The sequence below is a fragment of the Croceibacter sp. genome (assembly GCF_002716225.1).
Lineage (GTDB): Bacteria > Bacteroidota > Bacteroidia > Flavobacteriales > Flavobacteriaceae > Croceibacter > Croceibacter atlanticus.
Genome location: NZ_PAZX01000008.1, coordinates 81,465 through 105,813 on the forward strand (window position 1 = coordinate 81,465; position 24,349 = coordinate 105,813).

Below are 24,349 nucleotides of genomic sequence, written 5' to 3' on the forward strand. Positions count from 1 at the left end.
TATAATTCATTGCTAGTTAGAGTCTACTTACGAAAGTCCTCGCGGACTTTCTATCTGTGATTTATTTGCTAACTTTAATGCTTAAACACGCAACGAAATCATACACTAAACCGTTGGCATTAATACGAGAAAAACTAAATGACAAATAATTACAATTCAGAAGTAAATGCTGGAGTTCATACTAATATTGGTATGGATTTTCAAAAGAATTGTACTATTTACTTGTTTCTCGAAAAATACAATCAATTAAAAACCCAAAAGTATTTTATAATATTAGAACATTTAGAGGACGTAATTTTTGGATATTTAGACAATACTGAACTTTCGAAAATTGAGACCTACCAAGCTAAAAAATCATCCTCAAAATGGACAAACAGCGGTTTATTAGAAATTATTAAAAAAATTACAGAGACGAGTCAATCTGTTTTGGATGACCCTCATCCAAAAACAGTAAATTTTACGCAAAAAAACTTTTTTGCAACAAATAATACAATAGAACTAAATTGCAAGGTTAATAAACAAAAATATTCTTGTCTTGTAAATGAAGCTAACGAACTTTATAAATATTCTGATTTAGACCAAAACATTAAAAATAAGATTGAAGAAGGTTCTAAAGATGTAATTTTTTCATCAGAAAACATATCCAATTTTGATACTTTAAACTTTAGATTTATTGATTTAGGTAGAACACCAAAAGCACAACTAGAACAACTTGACGGAAAATTTAGGTCTGTATTTGGTAATAATATTGCAGACCACAAAGCTGCACTATACTCATTTTATTTCGCTTTAATGGAAATTGAAAAGGAGTTAAATCAAGGTAACGTTGCAAAATTAAGCGATAACAAAAAAAGAATTAATTCTGTCCAAATAGATTCTATAATCAATATTCTAACAAATAAGAAAAAAGCATTCGATTTTTGGAGAGAAAAAAAAGATGAATTGTGTGAAGAACTTAATATCAATCTATTTGATGTAACAATGTTTGAACTTCATTATGAAAATAGCTTTGATAAGTTCAAAGACATTAATGAAAGTGAACATAATAAAATTTTTGATTTTGTAGTTAATAACAAATCTATATTTAAATCACACTTCACAGATAGAGCTTGTATTGCAAGTTATCATTCCAAATTTAATAGAGAAAGATCCACAACATTATCCGAATTACAGCTTAAAGCTGTAATTGCGGCAGCATATATTGAAGTTAAAAATACTTTATGAAAACAACCCTATATATAAATAGTATTCTTGTTTACAGCGAAGAGAACAATAAATTTTTTCAAACCGAATTTAAAGACAAGCTAAACGTTATTTACGGTAAAAATACAGCAGGAAAAAGTACTCTAATTCAACTAATTCTTTTTGCATTTGGGATTAATGATAATAAAATTAAACTTGCCGAAATTCTAGCTGAACAGATTTTTGTAAGACTTGATTGTATAATTAAAAAAGAACACGAAGAAAAGAATTACGTTTTTATAAGACAAGATGAAACACTTTTAATTAAAGATGAAAACGAAAAAGTTTTAAGATTTAATGGTATAAGTAGCGATAATTCAGCTGAACACGTAAAACTAAAAAAATACTTTAACAACTTATTTAATTTCAATTTATTATTAGAATCAAATAGTGGAATATCAGAAGCACCAATAGAGACCATTTTCCTACCCTATTATGTATCTCAAGAAGTTGGTTGGGTTTACTTACGAAAATCCTTTAGTAACCTAAATTTTTATAAAAATTTCAAGGAAGACTTTCTTGATTATTATATAGGTATAGAGAATATTGTTGATAGAGGAGAAAAACGAAAAATTGAAAAAGAGATAAATAGACTTCAGCAACAGATTAGGTTTTACACTGATGTCGAAAAAGAAAACCAAGATTTAAAACTTGCAAACGTAATTGACCAAACACTTGAAGGTAAAGCAAATGAACTTATATCTAACATTTCGGAGAAAAAAGACAACTTACTTGATTTAGAAAACAGTTATGTTTCAGATTCAAATAAATTGACTTTCCTAAATCAACGTTTATCAGTAGTTTCTAAAGTTAAACGAAACCATAAAAATCAGGAACCAGGAAAAGATAACTGTCCTACTTGCACTCAAATTTTACCTTCAAAAATCGAAGATGTTTATTCATTTTTTCAAGAAGAAAATGATACAATTAGTTTGCAAAGAGAATTAAAAGATAAAGTCAAAAAGTTACAATCAAGATTAAATTCTTTAAACAAAAAGATTGAATCACATCGTGCTGACATAAAATCTTCATATCTAACTTTTAATAAATACTCTGAAAATGGACTAACACTTGAAAGGTATCTTGATAGTAAAGCAAACATTCAGCTATTTGAGAATTTAACCAAACAAATAGGTCAATTAACAATTGACTTAGAAAGCGAAAAAGAAAAATTAAAGGAGTATAAAACAGACGAAGAAATACTTATTGAAAGAAGTAAAAAGAGCAAAATATTTAAGGACAAGTATTTTACTTATAATGCAAGTCTAGGTTTACCATCACTAGATGAAGAAAGGTTCTACCAATTATATGAAATATCATCCTTTCCATTTCAAGGTGTACAACTACATCTTGCAGTTTTAAGTTATCATTTTGCTTTTAATTATTTACTAACCAAAACTAGTGATATTCATAGATTACCATTTATACTGGATAGCGTATTTAAAGAAGATATTGAACAAGGGAATAAAAATAAAATATTGAGATTTATCAATGAAAACTTCCCAAAAGATACTCAAACTATTTTATCAATAGCTGATGATAAAAATATTGATTCTAAAATTGAAGAATATAAGAATGAGATATTTAAAGATAATGCTCATATGATTTGCATTGGAAATGGAACAGAAGAAAAAGCGCTTCTAAAAGATAACGATGATTCTCAAAAGGAATTGATTGAAAATAGTTTTGAAATATTAGAGACAATATAAAAGTACTAATGCCAACAAAGAACTGAGGTAAAAAACAACTCTTATCTTTATTAAATTTAGACACCATTATCCTATACTCTAAGAGTCATATTTTTGATCTTAGAGTTTTTTGTTCATTGTTTTTCTTGCTTACCTCATCAGGACAGAAACATAAGTTTCGTCATAAGGTCTACCAGATTATAAATAAAAATCCTGCACATCAAACACATTAACTTTACTACAGAACATTCAATTACATTCAAATCCATTAGAAATGGATAACGTCTTTCTTGAACTTATAATTAACGCTTTGTAAGTGTATTTAATAGTTCAGTTACACAAAACCTCTCTACACCAAAAAGTATACAACATCTGAAATTCTGTATAAAGTAATTAGCCTGCTACCAACCGATCTTTGTACTATTCTTTTAAATAAAAAAACAGGCAAAATGAAAACAAATCAATTCGGTAAAAAAGGTTGGACTCCAGATAACATTCATAACTTAAACGGAAAAACCTACGTTATAACAGGAACTACAAGCGGTACAGGTTTTGAAGCTGCAAAAATATTGCTCTCTAAAGGTGCAAAAGTGGTCATGCTTAATCGTAATCCAGAAAAAGCAGAAAACACCATAATTACGTTAAAACAAGAACTTGGTAATGCTATAAAAGTATCTAACATCACGATGGATTTAGCAAAACAAGTTTCAGTTAAAAACGCTGCTGCAGAAGTTCTTAAAACGGTCTCACAAATTGATGCTCTTATCTGTAATGCTGCTATTGCTCAAGTCCCTAAACAAACACTTACAGTTGATGGATGGGAAAGCCAGATGGGAACAAATCATTTTGGAAATTGGACATTACAAGCTCTTTTATTTCCACGTATTGAAAAATCTAATGGTAGAATTGTAACCGTAGGTAGTATGGGTTATAACATGGGAATTAAGACCATTAAATTCGATGATCTAAACTGGGATAAAAACTACAGCCCAAACGGTGTTTATAGNCAAAGTAAGTTAGCGCAAATCATGTGTGTTTATGAATTGCAAGACAGACTNAAANAAGCAGGTATAACTAATGTAAAAGCGTATGCNTGTCATCCAGGTGCTTCAAAAACTTCTTTAATAAAAACCAGCGGNAGTTTANTGACAAGATTTGTATGGCANCTAATGAAATTTTCACCTTTAGTACAATCAGCTGAAAAGGGTGCTTACCCACAATTAATGTGTGCAACAGAACCAAACCTAGATCAAAGTGAATTTTATGGCCCAACCGGNAAAAATAATTGGACAGGTCCTGTAGGTGCNCATAAGTTAGAACNACATGCAAAAGATAAANCTGTGGCAAAAAAGTTATGGGAAGTTTCAGAAAAAGAAACTGGCGTTAAATGGAATATTAATTCTTAATTATTTTCAACTAAAGCTTAAGATTATGAATACCATAAAATACATCACCATAATAGCNCTATTAACCTCTTTTGGATTGTTTTCTCAAGAAAGAAATTGGACTACAGAAAAATCTAAAGACGGAAAAACAGTTGTAAACTATGAGTTAGTAAAAGAGNACAATGGAACTCACTTTTATTACATTGCCCAAACCACTGCTAATGTATCTNTGGAAGAACTAGATGNTTATTTCTCTAATACNGNCAATCATAAATATTTTATAGAGCGAACAACAACAACTGAAGAATTCAAAAAAATATCTGACAACCAATGGTTAGCTTACTATTTCTTTGATGCGCCTTGGCCATTACCAAATAGTGATCTTGTTATTGAGCTAAGTCGAACTAAAATTGATGATGATAAACTCATCTTTACTGCAGTTTCCGTAAANAATGATTATAAAAAATCTGANGTTGATAGAATGAAAACTTATAAGGTAATTTATGAATTTGAGAAAATTAGTGACTCAACAACCAAAATTACTTACAATGCAGATTATATTCCTATAGGTTCAATTCCTAATTTTTTAATNAGATCTTGGTTTCCAGAAGGNCCAGCTAATATTGTTACTAACTTAGGAACGCTGAAAAAGAATTAAATTAGTAGTATGCAACACTTTAAAACATTATCATCGTATTTANATTATTTAGGGCTACCACGACCAGAGCACCCAATGTTAAGCGTGTTTAACTCTAAAGGCAGCGGTTACCTACCTTGCCCAAGAGAGAGTTCGCCACCTATAGCAAATGATTGCTATTCTATTAGTTTTAAAAAATATGTTGAAGGAGATTTAAACTATGGAAGAACTAAATATGATTTTACAAATGGAGCTTTAATTTGTATTGCTCCAAGACAAGTTTTACAATGGGACGATAGCGTAGTCTTTGAACAGAAAGGCTTTTCAATAAACGTTCATGAAGATTTTTTGAAGGGAACAGAATTAGCTCAACAACTAAAAAAATANGGTTTCTTTTCCTATTCTGTTAATGAAGCTTTACACCTTTCTCCCAAAGAGGAAAAACAAATCGAATCGATTGTTGAAAATATAGATATTGAATATCAGAACAACCAAGATGAATTTAGCAAAGACATCATCATCTCGCAATTAAGCACTCTTTTAAAATACGCGAATCGTTTTTATGAAAGGCAATTTTTAAATAGAAAAGAGTTGTCTAATAATCTGTTGGAGCAATTTAATNAACAATTAGATATATATTTTAACTCTGGCCAATTACCAGAAAAGGGAATACCGAGTATAGAGAATATTGCAGATAAACTATCGGTTTCACAACGTTATTTGAGTGATACACTTAAGAAAGAAACAGGAAAAACCTCAACNGAACACTTGCAGTTGTATCTTATAGATGAAGCAAAGAATATATTATTAAACCCTAACAAGACAATTTCTGAAGTTGCCTATGATTTAGGCTTTGAATATCCACCCTATTTTTCACGATTATTTAAAAAGAAAGAAGGCATAAGCCCGACAGAATACAGAGAAAAATATAAATTAAACTAAACAATGGACCTTTTAAAACTAGCTACAGATTGGGCGAAGGCAGAAGTCTTTTCAACTAAATTTTTTATTCTATTTGCATTTGCATTTTTAATTGCCAGTATAGGGTTTTGGCAACTCGGTAAAACAGAAATTGCAAGAGCTTATATTATGCCAACCTTGGTTGCAGGTATCTTACTGCTAATTATAGGTAGCGGATTATTATATACAAACATTCAAAGGGTTAGCCAATTTGAAAAAGAATACCACGCAAATGCTGAAACGTTTTTAGATTCGGAGATATCACGATCTGAAGCAACACTAAAAGAATACAGAACTATTGTTTTTAAAGTAATTCCTATAATAATTATAGTTGCTGCCTTGNTCATAATATTTTTAAGTACACCNACTTGGAGAGCAATAAGCATTNCAACTATNGCAATGTTAATCGTTATTTTATTGGTNGATGGCACAGCACATTCAAGAATAGAAGCNTATTATAAAAAATTGAAACTAGTNGAAGTAAATACTGCCAACATAAATTCACCTNCAGTAAAGAATTAGTTCAANACCAATNTGAAGTAATTCAATCTAAATACTACTACTCCAAACTCTAAGGCATTATTTAGTTTTAGAGTTTTTTTTTAATTTCAAACTCAACATTTACCCCAATGCACACAACACGATTGTAAAAAATTTAGGAATAAGTTTTATAACATTATTATTTATCGTAATATTGCAATGAACAAATTAAANAATTAATGGGTTTAGCAAAAACAGAAATATTTACAGATCTCCAAAATGAAATTGCACGATATGCAAAAGTTTTTGGGCATCCTGCCAGAGTAGCAATACTTGAGCATTTGTATAAGATAGACACCTGTGTTTGTGGAGACTTGGTTCAAGAAATTGGGTTAGCACAACCTACTATTTCTCAACATCTAAAAGAACTTAAGCATTTAGGTCTTATTAAAGGTCAAGTTGAAGGCACTAGCGTTTGTTATTGTATAGATGCAGAAAATTGGGCAAAAATGAAAAGTATAATGTTTACATTTTTAAACCAANATGTCTCAAAATCTAATTGTTGTTAAAAAAATTTGATTCTATTAATCGTATTATTGCAATATACAAATAAANATATATTATGACNTTANCAGAAATAAAATCAGCATTACAAACATTAGAAACNATTAGTTTTAAGTTGCCAGATGGTAGCTTGGTACCNANCCATTTTCACGTTACAGAAGTTGGAAAAGTTACTAAGCACTTTATAGACTGTGGTGGCACTGTACGCCATGAAGAAGTTGTGAATTTTCAACTTTGGAATGCAGATGATTATAATCACAGATTACATCCTGAAAAATTAGTCCATATCATTGAGCTTTCTGAAACTAAATTAGGGATAGATGAAAATCTACCTATAGAGGTTGAATACCAAGGAGATACTATTGGAAAATTTGGGTTGGANTTTGTAAACAACTCATTTCAANTAACTACAACACAAACAGATTGTTTNGCTAAAGACCAGTGTGGTATTCCAGAAGAAAAGCCAAAATTAAAAATGTCTGAACTACAAGCTGAAAACTCTTGTGCACCAGGAAGCGGCTGTTGCTAATCTTAAAACCTATAACCCATGTCTTTATACACACCAATCTCTAATTTTTTAGAAACATTAGACACTACTACAATTGCCACAGAGCGTAAAGAGGGCTTAAATAAACTAGCCGACTTTTTACAACAGCAATTAAAGGAAAACAAAGAAGCCAATATTACATTTATTTGTACACACAATTCACGTAGGAGTCACCTCTCTCAAATTTGGGCACAAACTATTGCTCAACATTTCAATTTTAAGACCATTACAAGTTACTCTGCAGGAACAGAGGCTACGGCTCTCTTCCCTACAGTTTTAGAAACATTACGAAATACTGGTTTTAAAATAGAGAACTTGTCTAATGCAGAAAATTCTCNTTACAGTATCAAATATTCAGAAAATAGCCATCCAATTATAGGGTTTTCTAAAACNTTGGATAACTCGTTTAANCCTGAAAGTGGTTTTGCNGCAATAATGACTTGCTCACAAGCAGATGGTGGTTGCCCATTTATAGCTGGTGCTGCGTTAAGGTTACCATTAACGTATGAAGATCCGAAAGCTTTTGATAATACACCTCAACAAGAAGAAAAATATTTAGAACGTAGTAAACAAATTGCNACAGAACTGTTTTATGTATTTACACAACTAAAAACTGCCTAATGTCACAGACAAAAAAACTTAGCCTCNTAGATAGATATTTAACAGTATGGATATTTGTAGCAATGGCTATTGGTGTAGCCATAGGTTACTTTTCACCTACATTTCCAGAATTTGTAAATAGCTTTAATAGCGGCACTACAAACATCCCTATTGCTATNGGATTAATTTTAATGATGTATCCGCCANTAGCTAAAGTTAATTACAGCTTGCTACCAAAGGTGTTTAAAGACACTAAGATTCTTACAACCTCATTACTGCTCAATTGGATAATTGGGCCTATCCTAATGTTTGTTTTGGCAATCACTTTTCTTAGTGATTACCCAGAATATATGGTTGGTTTAATCTTAATAGGTTTGGCCAGATGTATTGCAATGGTTTTAGTCTGGAATGATCTTGCAGAAGGAAGCAGCGAATACGGTGCAGGACTTGTCGCGTTAAATAGCATTTTTCAGGTGTTTGCTTATAGTTTTTACGCGTGGATTTTTATAACTGTACTTCCACCCTATTTTGGATTTGATGGTGCTATTGTAAATATATCAATCGCAACTATTGCNGAAAGTGTAGCAATTTATTTAGGTATNCCNTTTGTCATGGGAATTTTAAGTCGTGTTATATTAGTNAANCTTAAAGGAGAAACTTGGTATACNGAAGTGTTTATACCTAAGATTTCACCATTAACGCTTATAGCACTTCTGTTTACTATTATAGTTATGTTTTCTCTTAAAGGAGAACTCATTGTAAAAATTCCTACAGATGTATTAATTATAGCGGTACCACTTTTAATTTATTTCACTCTAATGTTTATTATTGGGTTCTTCTTTACTAAAGCATCTGGAGCATCGTATGATAAAACTGCATCTGTAGCATTTACAGCTGCTGGTAATAATTTCGAGCTTGCCATTGCTGTGGCTATTGCAGTATTTGGCTTAAATTCTGGACAGGCTTTTGCTGGNGTTATTGGGCCTTTGGTTGAGGTTCCNGCACTTATCTTATTGGTAAGAGTATCGTTTTGGCTACGAAAGAAATACTTCCCGAAAATTAAAAATTGATAGGTTTACAAGNAATCATAAATAGCTATTACAATTAGTTCACCATAAATATTTTTTACATTTATGCTACTTATAAATAGTNCCTAGTAAAACATTATCATTATGATTGCTGCTGTCACTTTATTTTTAATTGTATCTATTTCTGCACTAATCACAAAAATTGCAGCAATAGCATTAGTACATACAGGTCTTTCTACAGAGAGCGCAAAATTTCAAGCAAGATCTGCATATACTGGCACTGGTATGAGTACTAGTGAAACAGAAAGCATAATGAACCATCCCGTAAGGCGTAAGATTATTTATAATCTTATGCTTATTGGGAATGCTGGTATTGTAACTGCAATGTCTTCCTTAATCTTAACGTTTGTCTTACCAGAAACTATTGCTTCTAGGCTGTATGGCCTCTTAATTATTGTAATCGGGATGCTATTAATTTGGCTGGCTGTGAGGAGTAAATGGGTAAANAGAGGCTTGTCTAATATCATTAATAANATGNTGAAACGTTATACCGATTTAGAAATACAAGANTACGCTGCGGTGTTGCANCTTAAAGATGANTTTAAAGTTATAGAAGCCAATGTTGATAGTGATGGCTGGATGTGCAACAGNACATTACAAGAACTTAACTTGCGAGAAGAAGGCATAACAATTTTAGGCGTAGACCGTAAGGATTCTGGATACTATGGCTCACCTTCGGGAGAGTTTAAAATGCTTGCTAATGATACAGTGACTATTTATGGAAAATCTGATGGCATACAAAGTTTGTATAACAGAAAAAAAGACTTTTATGCNCAAGAGGAGCACGANAAATATGTAGTTAAAGAAGAACAAAGAAAAGCTGTTGAAAAATTTAAAATAGAATCTAAACCTGATTAGTTAAGGGAAATTCATTTTAAATTTAATCCTAAATATAGCCTTCAATTTGGTTGAAAACAAAAAAAGCTGCTTTCAAATTTTAAACATTCATTAAGAGTGCTCTTCATCTAAAAATATTAATTTGTGAGAAAACACATATATGAAGAATATTCCACAATTAATACTACTCTTACAAGACACTCCAAAAGATGAAACTGGAGAAATAGATGTAAATCCACAATCTATAATCGAAAAATTAGATACTTGGTTAGATGGCTTTATAAAAGCGCTTCCTAACATCCTTGTAGGTATTGCCGTTTTCGTTATCATGCTTTACTTAGGAAGATGGATAGGCAAATTGGTTAAACGAGGTCTTAAAAATAAAGGAAGACGCAATTTTGGAGATTTATTAGGTGCATTTACAAGATACCTTATTACTATTGCTGGTATAGCATTGGCATTGACNATTATGGCTCCAAATTTAAGCCCAGCAGATTTAATTGCAAGCTTAGGAGTTTCTTCNGTAGCCATTGGATTTGCATTTCAAGACATCTTACAAAACTGGTTGGCAGGTATATTAATTTTNTTAAGACAGCCTTTTGAAATTGGTGATCAGATTGAAGTAAATGGTTACGAAGGTACTGTTGAGAAAGTTCAAGTAAGATCTACCATAATTACTACTTATGATGGACAACGTGTGGTAATACCAAACAACACTGTATATAACAATTCTGTTAAGGTAAAAACTGCACACGACTATATAAGATCTCAATATGACNTTGGTGTTGGATATGATGAGAATTATATGGAAGCTATGAAAATCTTAAAAGACACAGTTACTTCTATTGAAGGTGTAACCTCAGAAAAACCTGTTGAAACTTTAGTTTGGGATCAAGCAGACAGTTGGTTAACTATAAGAGTAAGATGGTGGACAAAAAGTGATCGTGCAAGCGTTGTNCATACGTGGTCTAAAGTATTACATGACACACAAAAAGCAATGGATGATGCTGGAATAGATTTACCATTCCCAACTCAAGTTGAAGTACAAAATGCTCACGATTTAAAAGAAGCACGAGAAGACAAGGACAAAGACAGAGAACTTCATAAAAGTACAATGTCTAAGAANGCTGAAGAAGCAAAAAAGGCTTCTGAGGAAGAGAAATAATCTAATCTTAGTTTAATTAAAAAGCCCAAATGTANTATTTGGGCTTTTACTTTTTAAAAAAACTTCAACACAAACATATCAATCACTTCTATAACAATAAGGATGATAATAATCCACTCTAAAGTACTGCTTTCTCTATGGTCCCAAATGCCTTTAAACAATTCTAAGTTTTCCTTTATTATGGTGATACGCTTTTCAATAGCAAAGTATCTGTTCTTTAAATCGAATGTTTGTTTTAAGTGATAATCTAGTGTTGCTAACTGCTCGTCTTCCCAAGTAACATCTGGCGAATCGAAAATATAGAGATTTTCAGAAATCCTGTTTTTAAGGTTTAACGTCTTCCCNATAAATTTCTTTAAGTTCTTGCTTGAAATTTTAAGTCGGCCACTTCGNTCCAGTTCTTCACTATGAACATTNGCTTCGTCTANCAATNCTTCTGTAATTTCAGAGTANCTATCTANTGCTACAGATTGTGAGGTATGCAACATTACCAAACGTATCATTTCATCTTCCAAGCTAGGCAGCTCAACAGCATTAAAGGATACTTTAAGAAGGTTTGGCGTTATTTTTACAACAATATCTTCAGTAAGACTATCCTTTACGTGTCCTCTTCCAAAGTTTTTTATTTGGTGTTTTATCGTTTTNATNTCTGTGTCTGANACGTTGAAAAAACTTACAATTCCAAATTGAAAAATAGACAGGTATTGGTAATCGTTAATTTGATANAATAACTCATCTGCTTCAGCAAATAAGAGTGTGTAATTTAACTTTGCACGCACCATTTTAATGTTGATGCCTTGTGCTACTTGGTAAGATTGTACCTTATACATTTAAGTAACTAGAAAATAAATTTTGATACTAATTTGAGTGAGCTACCCAAAATTACTTTGCGTAATCTCTATGAATTTACAAATTAACTCTCCAGAGCTAANTTTGCAGGTTGTGTGTTATTTCTTTTTACGCTCTAGTGTATAAAAATCTTTACGTCTGTCTTTAAGGTTTTTAACAGCTCCAAAATTATGCAGTTCTCGCAACAAATCTATATTAACATCTGCCACTAAAATCATTTCTGTGTTTGGTGTAGCTTCTGCTTTAATACCATTNCTAGGAAATGAAAANTCACAAGGTGTAAATACAGCACTTTGTGCATANTGTATATCCATATTATGAACATTTGGTAAGTTACCAACACTACCAGCAATAGCAACATAACACTCATTCTCTACAGCTCTTGCTTGAGAACAAAGCCTAACACGAGAATAGCCATTTTGTGTATCTGTTAAAAATGGTACAAATAAGATATCCATACCTTCATCGGACAATAACCTAGACAGTTCTGGAAACTCTGAATCGTAACAAATTAAGATGCCTATTTTACCACAATCTGTATCNAAGGTTTTAAGCTTGTTACCATTTTGCATTCCCCAAACTTTAGCTTCATCTGGAGTAACGTGTATCTTTTCATAACGTTCTACACTACCATCTCTTCTACACAGGTAACCAACGTTATATAACTTATTGCGTTTTACTTCTGGCATACTTCCAGAAATAATATTTATGTTATAAGATATGGCAAGCTCAGACAATCTGTTTGTAATTTCCTTTGTATACTTTGCTAATTCTCTAATAGCNTCAGCTTCACCTAAATCATTATATTTTGCCATTAATGGCGCATTAAAAAATTCTGGGAATACTGCAAAGTCACTTCGGTAGCCAGCAACACTATCTACAAAATATTCAACTTGATGCAATAGCTCGTCTAAATCATTATAAGGACGCATTTGCCATTGTATTAATCCCAATCGCACCACGCTTTTATTGGTTGAAACTGCCTTGCTAGGTTTTGTATAATAAATGTTATCCCATTCCATTAACACAGCAAACTCTCCAGAAGCCTGATCNCCTTCTAANTAGCCTTTTAAAATACGTACTGGATGAAAATCATTAGACATTTGAAAGTTTAATACAGGATCTTCAATCTCCTTACGCTTTACTTTATCTAGATATTGTTTAGGTGAAAATTTATCGGCGTGCAAATGATAGTTAGGCATACGCCCACCAAATACTATACTTTTTAAGTTTAGTGTTTCACAAAGTTCTTTACGGTAATCATACAAACGTCTTCCTAAACGCAAACCTCTATAGTCTGGTTTTATAAACACATCTATCCCATAAAGAACATCTCCATCTTTGTCATGAATCTTAAAGGTAGGATCACTCGTAATATCATCATAGGTATGCTGGTTTTCAATCTTGTCATAATCTACTATGATAGATAANGCACAACCAGCAATTTTACCGTCTATCTTAATGATAACTTGACCTTCGGGAAAAATAGATATAAGCTTTCCTATTTCCTCTAATTTCCAATACGAATTAGGGATACCACCATAAGATTGTAATGTTGCTTCTTTTAAAGCTTCATAATCTTGAATAGTGAGGTAATGCAGCTCAATATTTTCAATTTTACTTATGTCCATTTTATTTATGGTATAGTTTAGGNCGATGGTTGNTTNCTATAGCGAACTTCAGNCTTAAACAAGATTTTTTAATTTTGAATGTATTAGGAAATTGGGATTAGGTTTTTAGTATTATCTCTTTTAAAAATAANCTTTGTGCTTTTAAAACTGAAATNTNAAAGTACACTAACCCCAATTTCTTAAACTCATTACATTTCCAACAAATATGCAAACACTAATGGCGCTACTATTGTAGCATCACTTTCAATTATGAATTTAGGTGTATCTATATCTAATTTACCCCAAGTAATTTTTTCATTTGGCACAGCTCCAGAGTAACTACCGTAACTGGTAGTTGAGTCTGATATTTGACAAAAATAATTCCAGAAAGGTGTATCTGTACGTTCCATATCTTGGTATAGCATTGGTACAACACAAATAGGAAAATCTCCAGCNATACCACCACCAATTTGGAAAAAGCCAATACCGTTCTTTGAGTTTTCTGTATACCAATCTGCCAAGAATGTCATGTACTCTATACCAGATTTTACAGTACTTGCTTTAAGCTCTCCTTTTANTACGTAGCTTGCAAAAATGTTACCCATTGTACTGTCTTCCCAACCAGGAACAACTATTGGTAAATTCTTTTCTGCCGCAGCATACATCCAGCTGTCTTTTAAATCTATCTCATAATACTCCTCTAAAACTCCAGATAGNAAAAGTTTGTACATATACTCATGAGGAAAATAGCGTTCTCCTTTAGCTTCTGCATCTTTCCAAATTTTCACAATGTGTTCTTGTAACCTACGGAAAGCTTCTTCTTCTGGAATACATGTATCTGTAACTCTATTTAATCCTTTTTCAAGTAAATCCCATTCGTCNTGAGGTGTTAAGTCACGGTAATTAGGAATACGTTTGTAGTGGCTATGTGCAACTAAATTCATTAAATCTTCCTCTAGGTTTGCACCTGTACAAGACACGATATGTACCTTATCTTGGCGTATAATCTCTGCAAATATCTTCCCGATTTCTGCAGTACTCATAGCACCTGCCAAAGACACCAACATTTTTGAGCCTTCGTTAAGTTTTGTTTCGTACCCTTTAGCAGCATCTACTAAAGAAGCAGCATTAAAGTGTAGGAAGTATTTTTCAATAAAATTTGAAATTGGCTTATTATTGCTCATAATCGTCGTGTTGTGTTTTGTTAGAAAGTTGTTTTTTTTGTGATGCATTGTATTCAGATTCGTGATCAAAAGCTGCATCGATAGCTTCGTTTTCAAACTTGTATGTAAGCATCTTGTAATANAGTTTAGCTGCTAAAAAGTCTGAAGACTTGTCATTTTTATTTGGGCAAAGCTCAACAATATCAAACCCTACCACATTTTTTTCGGTAAATACCTTTTTTAGAAATTCTAAAGTCTCATACCAAAGTAATCCTCCTGGTTCTGGTGTTCCAGTAGATGGCATGATTGATGGGTCGAATGCATCTAAATCAAAAGTGATGTAAACATTATCTGTCATTAACTCTACAGCATTATCCATCCAATAATCATCTGTTGCCATATCGTGAGCAAAAAAGACATTGTCTTTATTCATTACTGTTGTTTCGGCTATGTCCATACTACGTATACCTACTTGTATAAGGTTAGTAGTTTCATTAGCTTCATAAACAGCACACGCATGGTTGTATTTGCTGCCTTCATATTTCTTTCTAAGATCTGTATGGGCATCTATTTGTAAGACTGTTAAATCTTCAAAACACTCATTAAAAGCTCTTATAGCTCCTATAGATATTGAATGTTCTCCACCAAATAAGGTTACAAACTTGTTGCGTTTTATATGTCCTTTTGTAATATCATGAACGGCTTTAGCCATTTTTTTTGGTGTCTCACTTTCTGTAACAGGATCTGCAAGATAAACGCCTTGTTTATAAACCTCTGTCTCTGTTTCTATATCATACAATTCCATTTGTTCTGAAGCGTGTAAAAATGCCTCAGGACCTTTATCTGCTCCTTTTCCCCAAGTACTTGTACCATCATAAGGAACAGGAATAAGAACGATTTTAGAAGTTTCTGCATTCGCGAATTCATCTGGAATGCCTGCATAATTTTTAGTTGTACTCATGATTATAAGAAATATGCTTTTGAAGCAAAATTGGTTGTTGATTTATTATTGTTATCTGTTTGTTGTGCATTGCCGTAACCTAGTAAGGACAACATTTGCTCTGAGGTTTGTTGNCCTGAGAAAACACTTGTTGTTATGTTTCCATCTTCATCCTTATCTATTAATAAATGTTTAGGTTGCGGTATTAAGCAGTGATGCAATCCTCCAAAGCCACCTATGGTTTCTTGGTAAGCNCCAGTATTAAAAAANCCTATATATAGCGGTTTGTCTTTTTTATATTTAGGCAAGTAAATTGCATTCATGTGTTGNTCACTGTTATAGTAATCATCACTATCACAAGTAAGACCTCCAAGAAGTACGCGTTCATATTCTTCATTCCACCTATTTACTGCTAACATTACAAAACGCTTGTTTATAGCCCAAGTATCTGGCATTGTTGTAATGAACGATGAGTTAATCATATTCCATTTTTCGCGGTCGTTTTGTTGTTTCTGGTAAAGCACCTCATATATAGCACCACCACTTTCGCCTACTGTAAAGCTTCCAAATTCTGTGAAGATATTAGGAACCGGNACATCGGCTTCATCACAAACCTGCTTAATCTGGTTAATAATTTCACTTATCATATATTGGTAGTCATACTCAAATGCTAATGAGTTTTTTATAGGAAAACCACCACCAATGTTTAAACTGTCTAATGTTGGACAGATTTTTTTTAAGCTTACATATACCTTTAAACATTTTACCAACTCATTCCAGTAATACGCAGTATCTCTAATACCAGTATTAATAAAGAAGTGTAACATTTTAAGGTTAACTTGAGGGTTATCCTTTATTTGATTATTGTAAAATGGAACAATATTTTTGTAACCTATACCTAATCTAGATGTATAAAATTCGAATTTTGGTTCTTCTTCTGAAGCTATTCGAATACCAATATTGTATTTTTTAGTAACAACATCTCCTAAAAGATTTAGCTCTTCATAGTTATCTATAACTGGTATACAGTTTTCGTGACCATTNTTAATAAGACGCGCAATATTTTCTAAATACTGGTCTCTTTTAAAACCATTACATATTACAAANGTNTCATTCTTAATCTTGCCTTGTTCTTTTAAACTTTCTACAATNTCTATATCAAAAGCCGAAGAGGTTTCAATATGAATATCATTTTTTAAAGCTTCATGTAAAACGTATTGAAAGTGACTGCTTTTAGTGCAATAACAATAATGATATTTCCCTTTATAATTGTGCTCTTTCATAGCAACTCTAAACCATTCCTTAGCTCGATTTATGTTGTCTGAAATTTTAGGCAAATAGGTAAACTTTAAAGGCGCACCGTATTCTGAAATTAGTTTCATTAGGTCTATACCGTGAAACTCTAAATTATTTTTATTTAGCTTNAACTCTTCTTGTGGAAAGTAAAAGCTTTGATCTATAAGATCTATATATTTTGTTTTCATGTGAAATTTCCTTTTACAGAATATTATAGCAATACTAACTGATTGCCAAAGGATTAAATAATAATATAAATGTGTTTTCTAAACACAAGTATCTCAAAGCTATTGGTTTTAAATGTTATAGTGTAATAAGATACTGTGAAACTATTCTAAAAACTTAAGGAGAATTTAGAGTCGGTATTCAAATATTGTATGGGGTAAAAAAGAATGATAGCGCCATTATAAATGACGGTATGAAAACCAAGGAAGTCGCCTGGAGATTTCGGTGTTCAAGACGATGAACAGCTTTTGAGGTTGACTTCAAGAATCCTTTAAGCCCGAATCTAAAATTAGTTTTCAAATGTAGTAAAACAGGAATTAGTTATCTGTTTTGAGGGTACGAATTTATATCAAAAACCAATGCTTTGTATATCTTGACATAAAATTTAACAAAAACTCCACAACTAATTGTATTTCAGTTAATTATAAATGTATTTTGTATTAAAAATGCAATAAAATATAAACCATAATGGTGGCATTAAACTCTAAAAAACGCTAGTTACAATACTTGTTTATGAACTTTTAACACATAAAAAAACAGGCCGCTTTTTTAAGGCGACCTGTACAGTATATTCTGTCTTTTAAATTGCACCTAACATGTGGTTAGGTATACTCAAAAATTACTTCTTCTTAGAAGTAACCTGAGGAGCCTTTGTTTCAACTTTTTTAGGCTGTGCCTTTTTAGGTTGTGGCTTCATAGATTGCTTTTGTGTTCCCATAATAGTACGGTTTTAAAAACAGTATAAATGTACGAGGGAACCAAGACTGCTTGTATATGCTTTAGCTATAATTTAACTATAATATCGATGAAATAACGGTGCTCCAATTAACTTTAATATTGTCTAATAAAAGAACGCACTATATCCGTACATTATGTACTAGAAACATGTTTAATTTGCTAAGAGATGTTTTCCAGTCTTCGCGAATAGTTATTCAATATCACGCTCTACCAATCCACATTTAAGCATTTTATCTCCAAAGTAAGGATTACGTATTGCTTCCTCATTACTTAACCAATAAGCACCTTTGTTATTAAATGCCATAGGACAGTATTGGTAATATAATTTACCAGTTGCTATGTTCCCTTCAACTAAATTGGTCATTTCTTGAGTAACCGCTTCAAACGCTTCTCTTTGACCATCTATATTATCTTCAACAGCTAATAATGCTAATGCATCAATATAACCAGATTTTAACTCTGTCTTTCTTAGGGTATCTAAAGATGTTTCTGCTTTGCTTTTTGCTTCAGAAAAATTAGTATTTACCAAGGCTGTCTTAATGGCATTATAGCCGCTATAAGCTATAGCAACCTCATCTGATGAAAACTCAACCGTAGTTGGTGCTGCCTTATGTATTTCTTTTGCTGTAGTATTTACTGTTACAGTTTCTGGAGTATCTGTGTCTTTAGAGTTGTTTTTACAAGACATAACCAAAAATAAACCTAAAGCTAATACTAAGTAAGAATTGCGTTTCATAGATACGTGTTTTTCTTACAAAGATATAGATTTTCTAATCGTGCTGCCGCTTGTAATAGTAAAATGCAGGTAATAATAATATTACCATAACAGGCTGTATTAAAAACCTACGAACATAGAACAATGGCATAAAATTATCTATCTGCTCTATTTGCAATAACATAATACAAAACACAGAAATTAAAGCAACAAATACTATTGTATATAAAAGTGCAGAAAATTTTAATACACTGCTGTCTTTAAATGCTACATAAAGAATAAGTAATGAAATTGCAGTATTTAATAAAAATCTAAGTATTGTATAACCTACTAGTTTACCAAAATGAAACTCCGGTGTTACACCTTTTAAATAATCACTGTGAAAGAAGTTAAGCAACGGATCATAAAACAAACTAGTTTCAAAAAAGCGAATTGCTGCCAAGCAAACTAACAAGAAACCTATACAAACTAGCTTTATAAGTGTTTTCATGTGTTAACTTTCTTTCTAGAGAACCTATTTACCCAAACTAGCCATAGTAAAAAAACAATACCATAAATAACTAATGGAAACAATATCCCGTGCAGTAAATGGTACTGTTCAGGATACTCAAAAATACCTATACATAGGAATGCAATTCTAAAAATATTAAGCCCATAAATTAATGCTGTACCTGCTAAAATGTAAAGCAGTGTACTTTTCCAAGTATCAAAAAATGCAATGATAAAAGCAACAAAAAGAATCATAACACTAATGGCATTACAACCTTCTACAACACGTGCTAAATAGTTTCCATTTATATACAATTTCATTGAAGCTTCATCTGGATGTGGCTCCACAACAGACTCATATCCAAAAGCATTAATTACAGCTTCACTTTGCTGTGCTACCAAATGGGTTATGTAATCTGGATAATACACGTCTGATGCTCCAAATTTTAAATACCCTTGATATACTAAAGCAAGTAAAAAATAACTCCCTAAAAACGTAAGGATAAAACGGATTACCGACTTATATTTGCCAAATAGTTCGCGCATAGTGTCGCAAATTAAAACATAATTATTACAAATGAGTACATCTGTTTCTACAAATATATTAGACAACTTAAAATTAGAAGTTGAAACCATTATTGATAATAAAAATTTATCTGTAGACCATCGTCTTACACAAATTTGTGAAGCGTTAGAGTCTAAAGTAGACTACTATGATTGGGTAGGCTTTTATTTTAAAAATGGCGATAAACCAGAATTAAAATTACGCGCTTATGCTGGTGAGGAAACAGATCATACAATAATTCCGTTTGGCAAAGGTATTTGCGGTCAAGTTGCAGTCTCTAACGAAAACTTTGTAGTGCCAGATGTTAAGGCTCAAGACAACTATATTGCTTGCAGCATATTTGTGAAGGCAGAAATAGTGATTCCTTTATTTGTAAATGGCGAAAATATTGGCCAGATAGATATAGATAGCCATACTGCAGATCCCTTTACAGATGCAGATACAGATTTCTTGGTATGGGTAAACAAAAAAGTTGCTGAACTCTTAGAGGCTTAAAACCTCAATCACATTTTACATTCCAGTTCTTATAGCTTCAACAGGATCTAATTTAGATGCTGAAACTGCTGGCACAATACCAGAAACTAAGCCAATTACGGCAGATATTGCTGTACCTATAAACATGTTAAATGGAGAAAGTACAAACTCAAAATCTCCTGTAAAGCTAGAGGCGATTAAAGATATTATCCACACAAAAAAGAGTCCTACTAGGCCTCCTATTACAGCCAAGATAACAGCTTCAAATAAAAATTGATACAATATAAATCTGTTTTTAGCTCCAAGAGATTTTTGAATACCAATAAGGTTGGTACGCTCCTTTACACTTACAAACATAATATTGGCAATCCCGAAACCTCCTACTAAAAGTGAAAAGCCAGAGATAATGAGACCAATAATATTCATCTGTCCAGTTATATTATCTATAAAATCTGCAAAACCCTGAAGTTGGTTTACAAAGAAGTTATCTATCTCATCTGGTTTTAAGCCACGTTTACGTCTCATTTGCTGTCCTAAGAGCGCTGTAAATTCTGGAATATCTACACCAGATTCAGGTTTCAGAATTATTGCAGGAAAAACAGATTTGTTATTGTCTCCAAAAACACGCCTTACTAAGTTAACAGGTAGCATAGCTGCTGTATCCTTACTATCTCCAAAAAGTCCTGAACCTTCTTTTTTAAGAACACCAACTACGGTAAGCTTTTGGCCATAAACTCTAATTTGCTTTCCTATAGGATCAAAATTACCAAAGAGGTTGTTTGCAATCTCATCTCCAATAACTATAACTGGTGAGCCAGAATTAGATTCTTGTTCATTAAAAAAGCGCCCTTTTGCAATTTGCAATGCTTCAATATCATAATACTCATCTGTTACTGGTGCTAGATTTACACTAGAAACCGAGTTATCTTGATATTTTAAAGTTTCTGGAGCTACGTTTAATGTATAGGTAATAGCTTCAATATCCGATACATTTCTCTTAAGGTATTGGTATTCTTCATATGTAACATCTGGAAATTGCTCTCGTTTCCATTGTGGTATTTCTGTAGGACCAAAAGAAAAACGCATTACATACATTGTGCTATTGTCTAAAGAGCTTAAGCTTCCTGTAATTTCTTGTTTTAAAGAATCAACCGCTGCAAGAACTCCAATGATAGAAAAGATTCCTATTGTTACACCAAGTAACGACAAGAATGTACGTAACATATTATTACGCAATGCATTTATAGCAAAGTTGAAGCTTTCTTTTAAGACTCTAAAATAGATTAACATAAGTGTAAGTTACTCAAGTTTTATTAAAAAATTGGCTTAATTAAGTCCTACAACTTGTAGACAAAAACACGCAGCACATACATTTGACGCCTGTCTTAATAACTTGTTACAAATTTGTGAAATTAATTACCCTTTTAGGTTATAAATTACTGCATCAAAATGGTATTTTTGCACCTTTAATAAACAAACCACAATGAGCCACACAAAAAAAGCAACATCAGCATTAATATCTGTCTTTCATAAAGAAGGTTTAGAACCAATTGTTAGAAAATTAAACGACCTAGGCGTTACCATATACTCTACAGGTGGTACAGAGAAATTTATAAAAGGTTTAGGTATAAACTGTGTTGCTGTAGAAGATGTGACTTCATACCCATCTATCTTAGGAGGTCGAGTTAAAACATTGCACCCAAAAGTATTTGGTGGTATTTTAAATAGACAAGACAACGAGAGTGATGTGGCACAAATGACAGAGTTTGACATTCCTCAATTAGATATTGTTATAGTTGATTTATATCCTTTTGAAAAAACGGTTGCATCTGGTGCAAGCGAGCAGGATATTATCGAAAAAATTGACATTGGAGGTATTTCACTTATTCGTGCTGCTGCTAAAAACTTTAAAGATGTTATTTGTGTATCTTCTATGGAAGATTATTCAGAGTTTTTAGATGTCATCTCTAATGGAAATGGCGAAACTACTTTAGCAGACCGTAAGCGTTTTGCTGGTAAAGCATTTAATGTGTCGTCTCATTATGATTCGGCTATCTTTAATTATTTCAATAGCGAACACGATGTGCCAGCATTAAAGATTAGCGAAACAAAAGGTAAAGCATTGCGTTATGGGGAAAACCCACACCAAAAAGGATTTTTCTTCGGAGATTTTGATGCAATGTTTGATAAACTTCACGGTAAGGAATTATCTTATAATAACTTATTAGATGTTGATGCTGCTGTTAACCTTATGAATGAGTTTAATGGAGATGCGCCAACATTTGCTATTTTAAAACATAATAATGCTTGTGGTATTGCACAAAGAGATACAGTGCTTAATGCTTACAAAGATGCGCTAGCTGGAGATCCTGTTTCTGCATTTGGTGGTATCTTAATTAGTAATAGTGAGATTGATGTGGCTACTGCAAACGAAATTCATAAATTATTTTGTGAAGTTGTTATAGCACCAAGCTTTTCAAAAGATGCAGAAAAAGTTTTAAAGGGTAAGAAAAACAGAATTTTATTAATTCAAAAAGAAGCTAAACTACCTGAAACCATTGTAAGAACATGTTTAAATGGTGCTTTAGTGCAGGACAGAGATCATATAACAGATGCTAAAGAAAACTTTAGCTATGCTACAGACATAAAGCCAACCGAAGAACAAATAGAAGATTTATTGTTTGCCTCAAAAATATGCAAACACACAAAGAGTAACACCATAGTACTAGCTAAGAACAAGCAATTATGTGCAAGCGGTACAGGACAAACCTCAAGAGTAGATGCTTTAAGACAAAGTATTGAAAAGGCAAAAAGCTTTGATTTTGAACTAGATGGTGCGGTTATGGCAAGTGATGCATTTTTCCCTTTTCCAGATTGTGTAGAGATTGCAGACCAAGCAGGAATTTCTGCCGTTATACAACCTGGCGGTTCAATAAAAGATCAATTAAGCATAGATTACTGTAATGACCATAAAATAGCTATGGTAATGACAGGAACACGCCATTTTAAACACTAAATTTTATACATTTACGAAATTTCTTAACCACAACACATAAATGGGACTTTTTGATTTTCTAACTGAAGAAGTTGCAATTGACCTTGGAACTGCAAACACACTCATTATTCACAATGACAAAGTTGTTGTAGATAGCCCGTCAATAGTAGCAAGAGACCGCACTAGTGGCAAAATAATTGCCGTAGGACGTGAAGCTGCAATGATGCAAGGAAAGACCCACGAAAACATTAAAACAATACGCCCATTAAAAGATGGTGTTATTGCAGATTTTGATGCGAGTGAACAGATGATAAAAATGTTTATTCAAGAAATACCTGCATTAAAGAAAAAGTTCTTTCGCCCAGATTTAAGAATGGTTATTTGTATTCCTTCTGGAATAACAGAGGTAGAAATGCGAGCGGTTAAGGAAAGTGCAGAACGTGTTAAGGGTAAAGAAGTATATCTTATTCACGAACCTATGGCAGCCGCTATAGGTATTGGTGTAGACATTATGCAACCAAAAGGAAATATGATTGTAGATATAGGTGGTGGTACCACAGAGATTGCAGTTATAGCTCTTGGTGGTATTGTTTGTGACAAATCTGTAAAAATTGCAGGAGATGTATTTACAAATGATATTGTATACTATATGCGTACACAGCATAACTTATATGTTGGAGAACGTACTGCAGAAAAAATTAAGATACAAATAGGTGCTGCTACAGAAGATTTAGAGGTGCCACCAGAAGATATGAGCGTGCAAGGCCGTGATTTATTAACTGGTAAACCTAAGCAAGTACAAATTTCTCATAGAGAAATAGCTAAAGCATTAGACAAATCTATTCTTAGAATTGAAGATGCTGTGATGGAAACCTTAGGGCAAACGCCTCCAGAACTTGCTGCAGATATTTACAATACTGGTATTTATCTTGCAGGTGGTGGTTCTATGTTACGTGGTTTAGATAAACGTTTATCACAAAAAACAGACTTACCTGTGTATATTGCAGAAGACCCATTACGTGCTGTAGTTAGAGGAACAGGTATAACACTAAAAAATTTAAGCAGATACAAAGGCGTACTTCTTAAATAAAAAACAA

The 24,349-nt window shown here is 32.5% G+C and carries 22 protein-coding genes; 13 read left to right on the plus strand and 9 right to left on the minus strand.

What is annotated here, in order from left to right; all coding sequences use genetic code 11:
• Positions 1-138 precede the first annotated feature (138 nt).
• From CL818_RS06325 to CL818_RS06380, 10 genes are all read left to right on the plus strand, one after another.
• Positions 139-1,224, plus strand: a complete 1,086-nt coding sequence (locus CL818_RS06325; RefSeq protein WP_272973341.1) for a hypothetical protein — start codon at positions 139-141, stop codon at positions 1,222-1,224.
• Complete coding sequence (locus CL818_RS06330) at positions 1,221-2,951, plus strand: hypothetical protein (protein WP_272973340.1); 1,731 nt, start codon at positions 1,221-1,223, stop codon at positions 2,949-2,951. The genes CL818_RS06325 and CL818_RS06330 overlap by 4 nt, the downstream gene beginning before the upstream one ends.
• A gap of 428 nt (positions 2,952-3,379) precedes the next feature.
• Positions 3,380-4,336 carry an SDR family NAD(P)-dependent oxidoreductase gene (locus CL818_RS06335; RefSeq protein ID WP_286972295.1) on the plus strand — a complete coding sequence of 319 codons (957 nt, stop codon included), beginning with the start codon at positions 3,380-3,382 and terminating at the stop codon, positions 4,334-4,336.
• Positions 4,337-5,048: 712 nt separating this feature from the next.
• A complete protein-coding gene (locus tag CL818_RS06345; protein WP_502692217.1) occupies positions 5,049-5,894 on the plus strand; it encodes a helix-turn-helix domain-containing protein in 846 nt (281 codons plus the stop codon).
• 737 nt (positions 5,895-6,631) lie between these two features.
• Positions 6,632-6,961 (plus strand): ArsR/SmtB family transcription factor, encoded by a 330-nt coding sequence (locus CL818_RS06355; protein WP_286972303.1) that lies wholly within the window; start codon positions 6,632-6,634, stop codon positions 6,959-6,961.
• Between the two features lie 53 nt (positions 6,962-7,014).
• Positions 7,015-7,485, plus strand: coding sequence for a DUF6428 family protein (locus CL818_RS06360; RefSeq protein WP_286972306.1), 471 nt, complete (start codon positions 7,015-7,017; stop codon positions 7,483-7,485).
• A gap of 18 nt (positions 7,486-7,503) precedes the next feature.
• Complete coding sequence (locus CL818_RS06365; protein WP_286972308.1) at positions 7,504-8,124, plus strand: arsenate-mycothiol transferase ArsC; 621 nt, start codon at positions 7,504-7,506, stop codon at positions 8,122-8,124.
• Entirely contained in the window at positions 8,124-9,173 is a 1,050-nt protein-coding gene (gene arsB, locus CL818_RS06370) for an ACR3 family arsenite efflux transporter (protein WP_286972310.1), read from the plus strand. The genes CL818_RS06365 and arsB overlap by 1 nt, the downstream gene beginning before the upstream one ends.
• Before the next feature lie 492 nt (positions 9,174-9,665).
• The gene (locus CL818_RS13570; RefSeq protein WP_502692218.1) at positions 9,666-10,049 is read left to right on the plus strand and encodes a TrkA C-terminal domain-containing protein; all 384 of its coding nucleotides are present in this window, start codon (positions 9,666-9,668) and stop codon (positions 10,047-10,049) included.
• A 139-nt stretch (positions 10,050-10,188) separates the two neighbouring features.
• Positions 10,189-11,193 carry a mechanosensitive ion channel family protein gene (locus CL818_RS06380; protein ID WP_286972314.1) on the plus strand — a complete coding sequence of 335 codons (1,005 nt, stop codon included), beginning with the start codon at positions 10,189-10,191 and terminating at the stop codon, positions 11,191-11,193.
• A gap of 53 nt (positions 11,194-11,246) precedes the next feature.
• Here CL818_RS06380 and CL818_RS06385 read toward each other — a convergent pair whose 3' ends face one another.
• The 8 genes from CL818_RS06385 to xrtF form a co-directional block, all read right to left on the minus strand.
• Complete coding sequence (locus CL818_RS06385) at positions 11,247-12,023, minus strand: RMD1 family protein (RefSeq protein ID WP_286972316.1); 777 nt, start codon at positions 12,021-12,023, stop codon at positions 11,247-11,249.
• A gap of 117 nt (positions 12,024-12,140) precedes the next feature.
• Positions 12,141-13,673 (minus strand): bifunctional GNAT family N-acetyltransferase/carbon-nitrogen hydrolase family protein, encoded by a 1,533-nt coding sequence (locus tag CL818_RS06390; RefSeq protein WP_286972324.1) that lies wholly within the window; start codon positions 13,671-13,673, stop codon positions 12,141-12,143.
• 188 nt (positions 13,674-13,861) lie between these two features.
• A complete protein-coding gene (locus tag CL818_RS06395) occupies positions 13,862-14,836 on the minus strand; it encodes a deoxyhypusine synthase family protein (RefSeq protein ID WP_286972326.1) in 975 nt (324 codons plus the stop codon).
• Entirely contained in the window at positions 14,826-15,776 is a 951-nt protein-coding gene (gene speB / locus CL818_RS06400; protein ID WP_013185874.1) for an agmatinase, read from the minus strand. The genes CL818_RS06395 and speB overlap by 11 nt, the downstream gene beginning before the upstream one ends.
• Positions 15,777-15,778: 2 nt before the next feature.
• Positions 15,779-17,239 (minus strand): arginine decarboxylase, encoded by a 1,461-nt coding sequence (locus tag CL818_RS06405; protein ID WP_286972335.1) that lies wholly within the window; start codon positions 17,237-17,239, stop codon positions 15,779-15,781.
• 965 nt (positions 17,240-18,204) lie between these two features.
• The gene (locus tag CL818_RS06410) at positions 18,205-18,750 is read right to left on the minus strand and encodes a DUF3347 domain-containing protein (protein WP_013185877.1); all 546 of its coding nucleotides are present in this window, start codon (positions 18,748-18,750) and stop codon (positions 18,205-18,207) included.
• Between the two features lie 34 nt (positions 18,751-18,784).
• Positions 18,785-19,219 carry an exosortase F system-associated membrane protein gene (locus CL818_RS06415; RefSeq protein WP_272973327.1) on the minus strand — a complete coding sequence of 145 codons (435 nt, stop codon included), beginning with the start codon at positions 19,217-19,219 and terminating at the stop codon, positions 18,785-18,787.
• Positions 19,216-19,764, minus strand: a complete 549-nt coding sequence (xrtF, locus tag CL818_RS06420) for an exosortase family protein XrtF (RefSeq protein ID WP_041241052.1) — start codon at positions 19,762-19,764, stop codon at positions 19,216-19,218. Before xrtF ends, CL818_RS06415 begins: the two co-directional genes overlap by 4 nt.
• Positions 19,765-19,795: 31 nt before the next feature.
• On the opposite strand from xrtF, the gene CL818_RS06425 reads away from it, so the two are divergent.
• On the plus strand, positions 19,796-20,278 hold the full coding sequence (locus tag CL818_RS06425; RefSeq protein ID WP_272973326.1) for an XrtF-associated fRMsr-like GAF protein: 483 nt from the start codon (positions 19,796-19,798) through the stop codon (positions 20,276-20,278).
• A 15-nt stretch (positions 20,279-20,293) separates the two neighbouring features.
• Here the strand turns inward: CL818_RS06425 and CL818_RS06430 are convergent, their stop codons facing one another.
• Positions 20,294-21,547: an ABC transporter permease gene (locus CL818_RS06430; protein ID WP_219360402.1), complete on the minus strand. Its 1,254-nt coding sequence runs from the start codon at positions 21,545-21,547 to the stop codon at positions 20,294-20,296.
• 193 nt (positions 21,548-21,740) lie between these two features.
• On the opposite strand from CL818_RS06430, the gene purH reads away from it, so the two are divergent.
• Entirely contained in the window at positions 21,741-23,273 is a 1,533-nt protein-coding gene (purH, locus tag CL818_RS06435; protein WP_286972354.1) for a bifunctional phosphoribosylaminoimidazolecarboxamide formyltransferase/IMP cyclohydrolase, read from the plus strand.
• A gap of 40 nt (positions 23,274-23,313) precedes the next feature.
• A complete protein-coding gene (locus CL818_RS06440) occupies positions 23,314-24,342 on the plus strand; it encodes a rod shape-determining protein (RefSeq protein WP_272973325.1) in 1,029 nt (342 codons plus the stop codon).
• Positions 24,343-24,349: the final 7 nt, after the last annotated feature.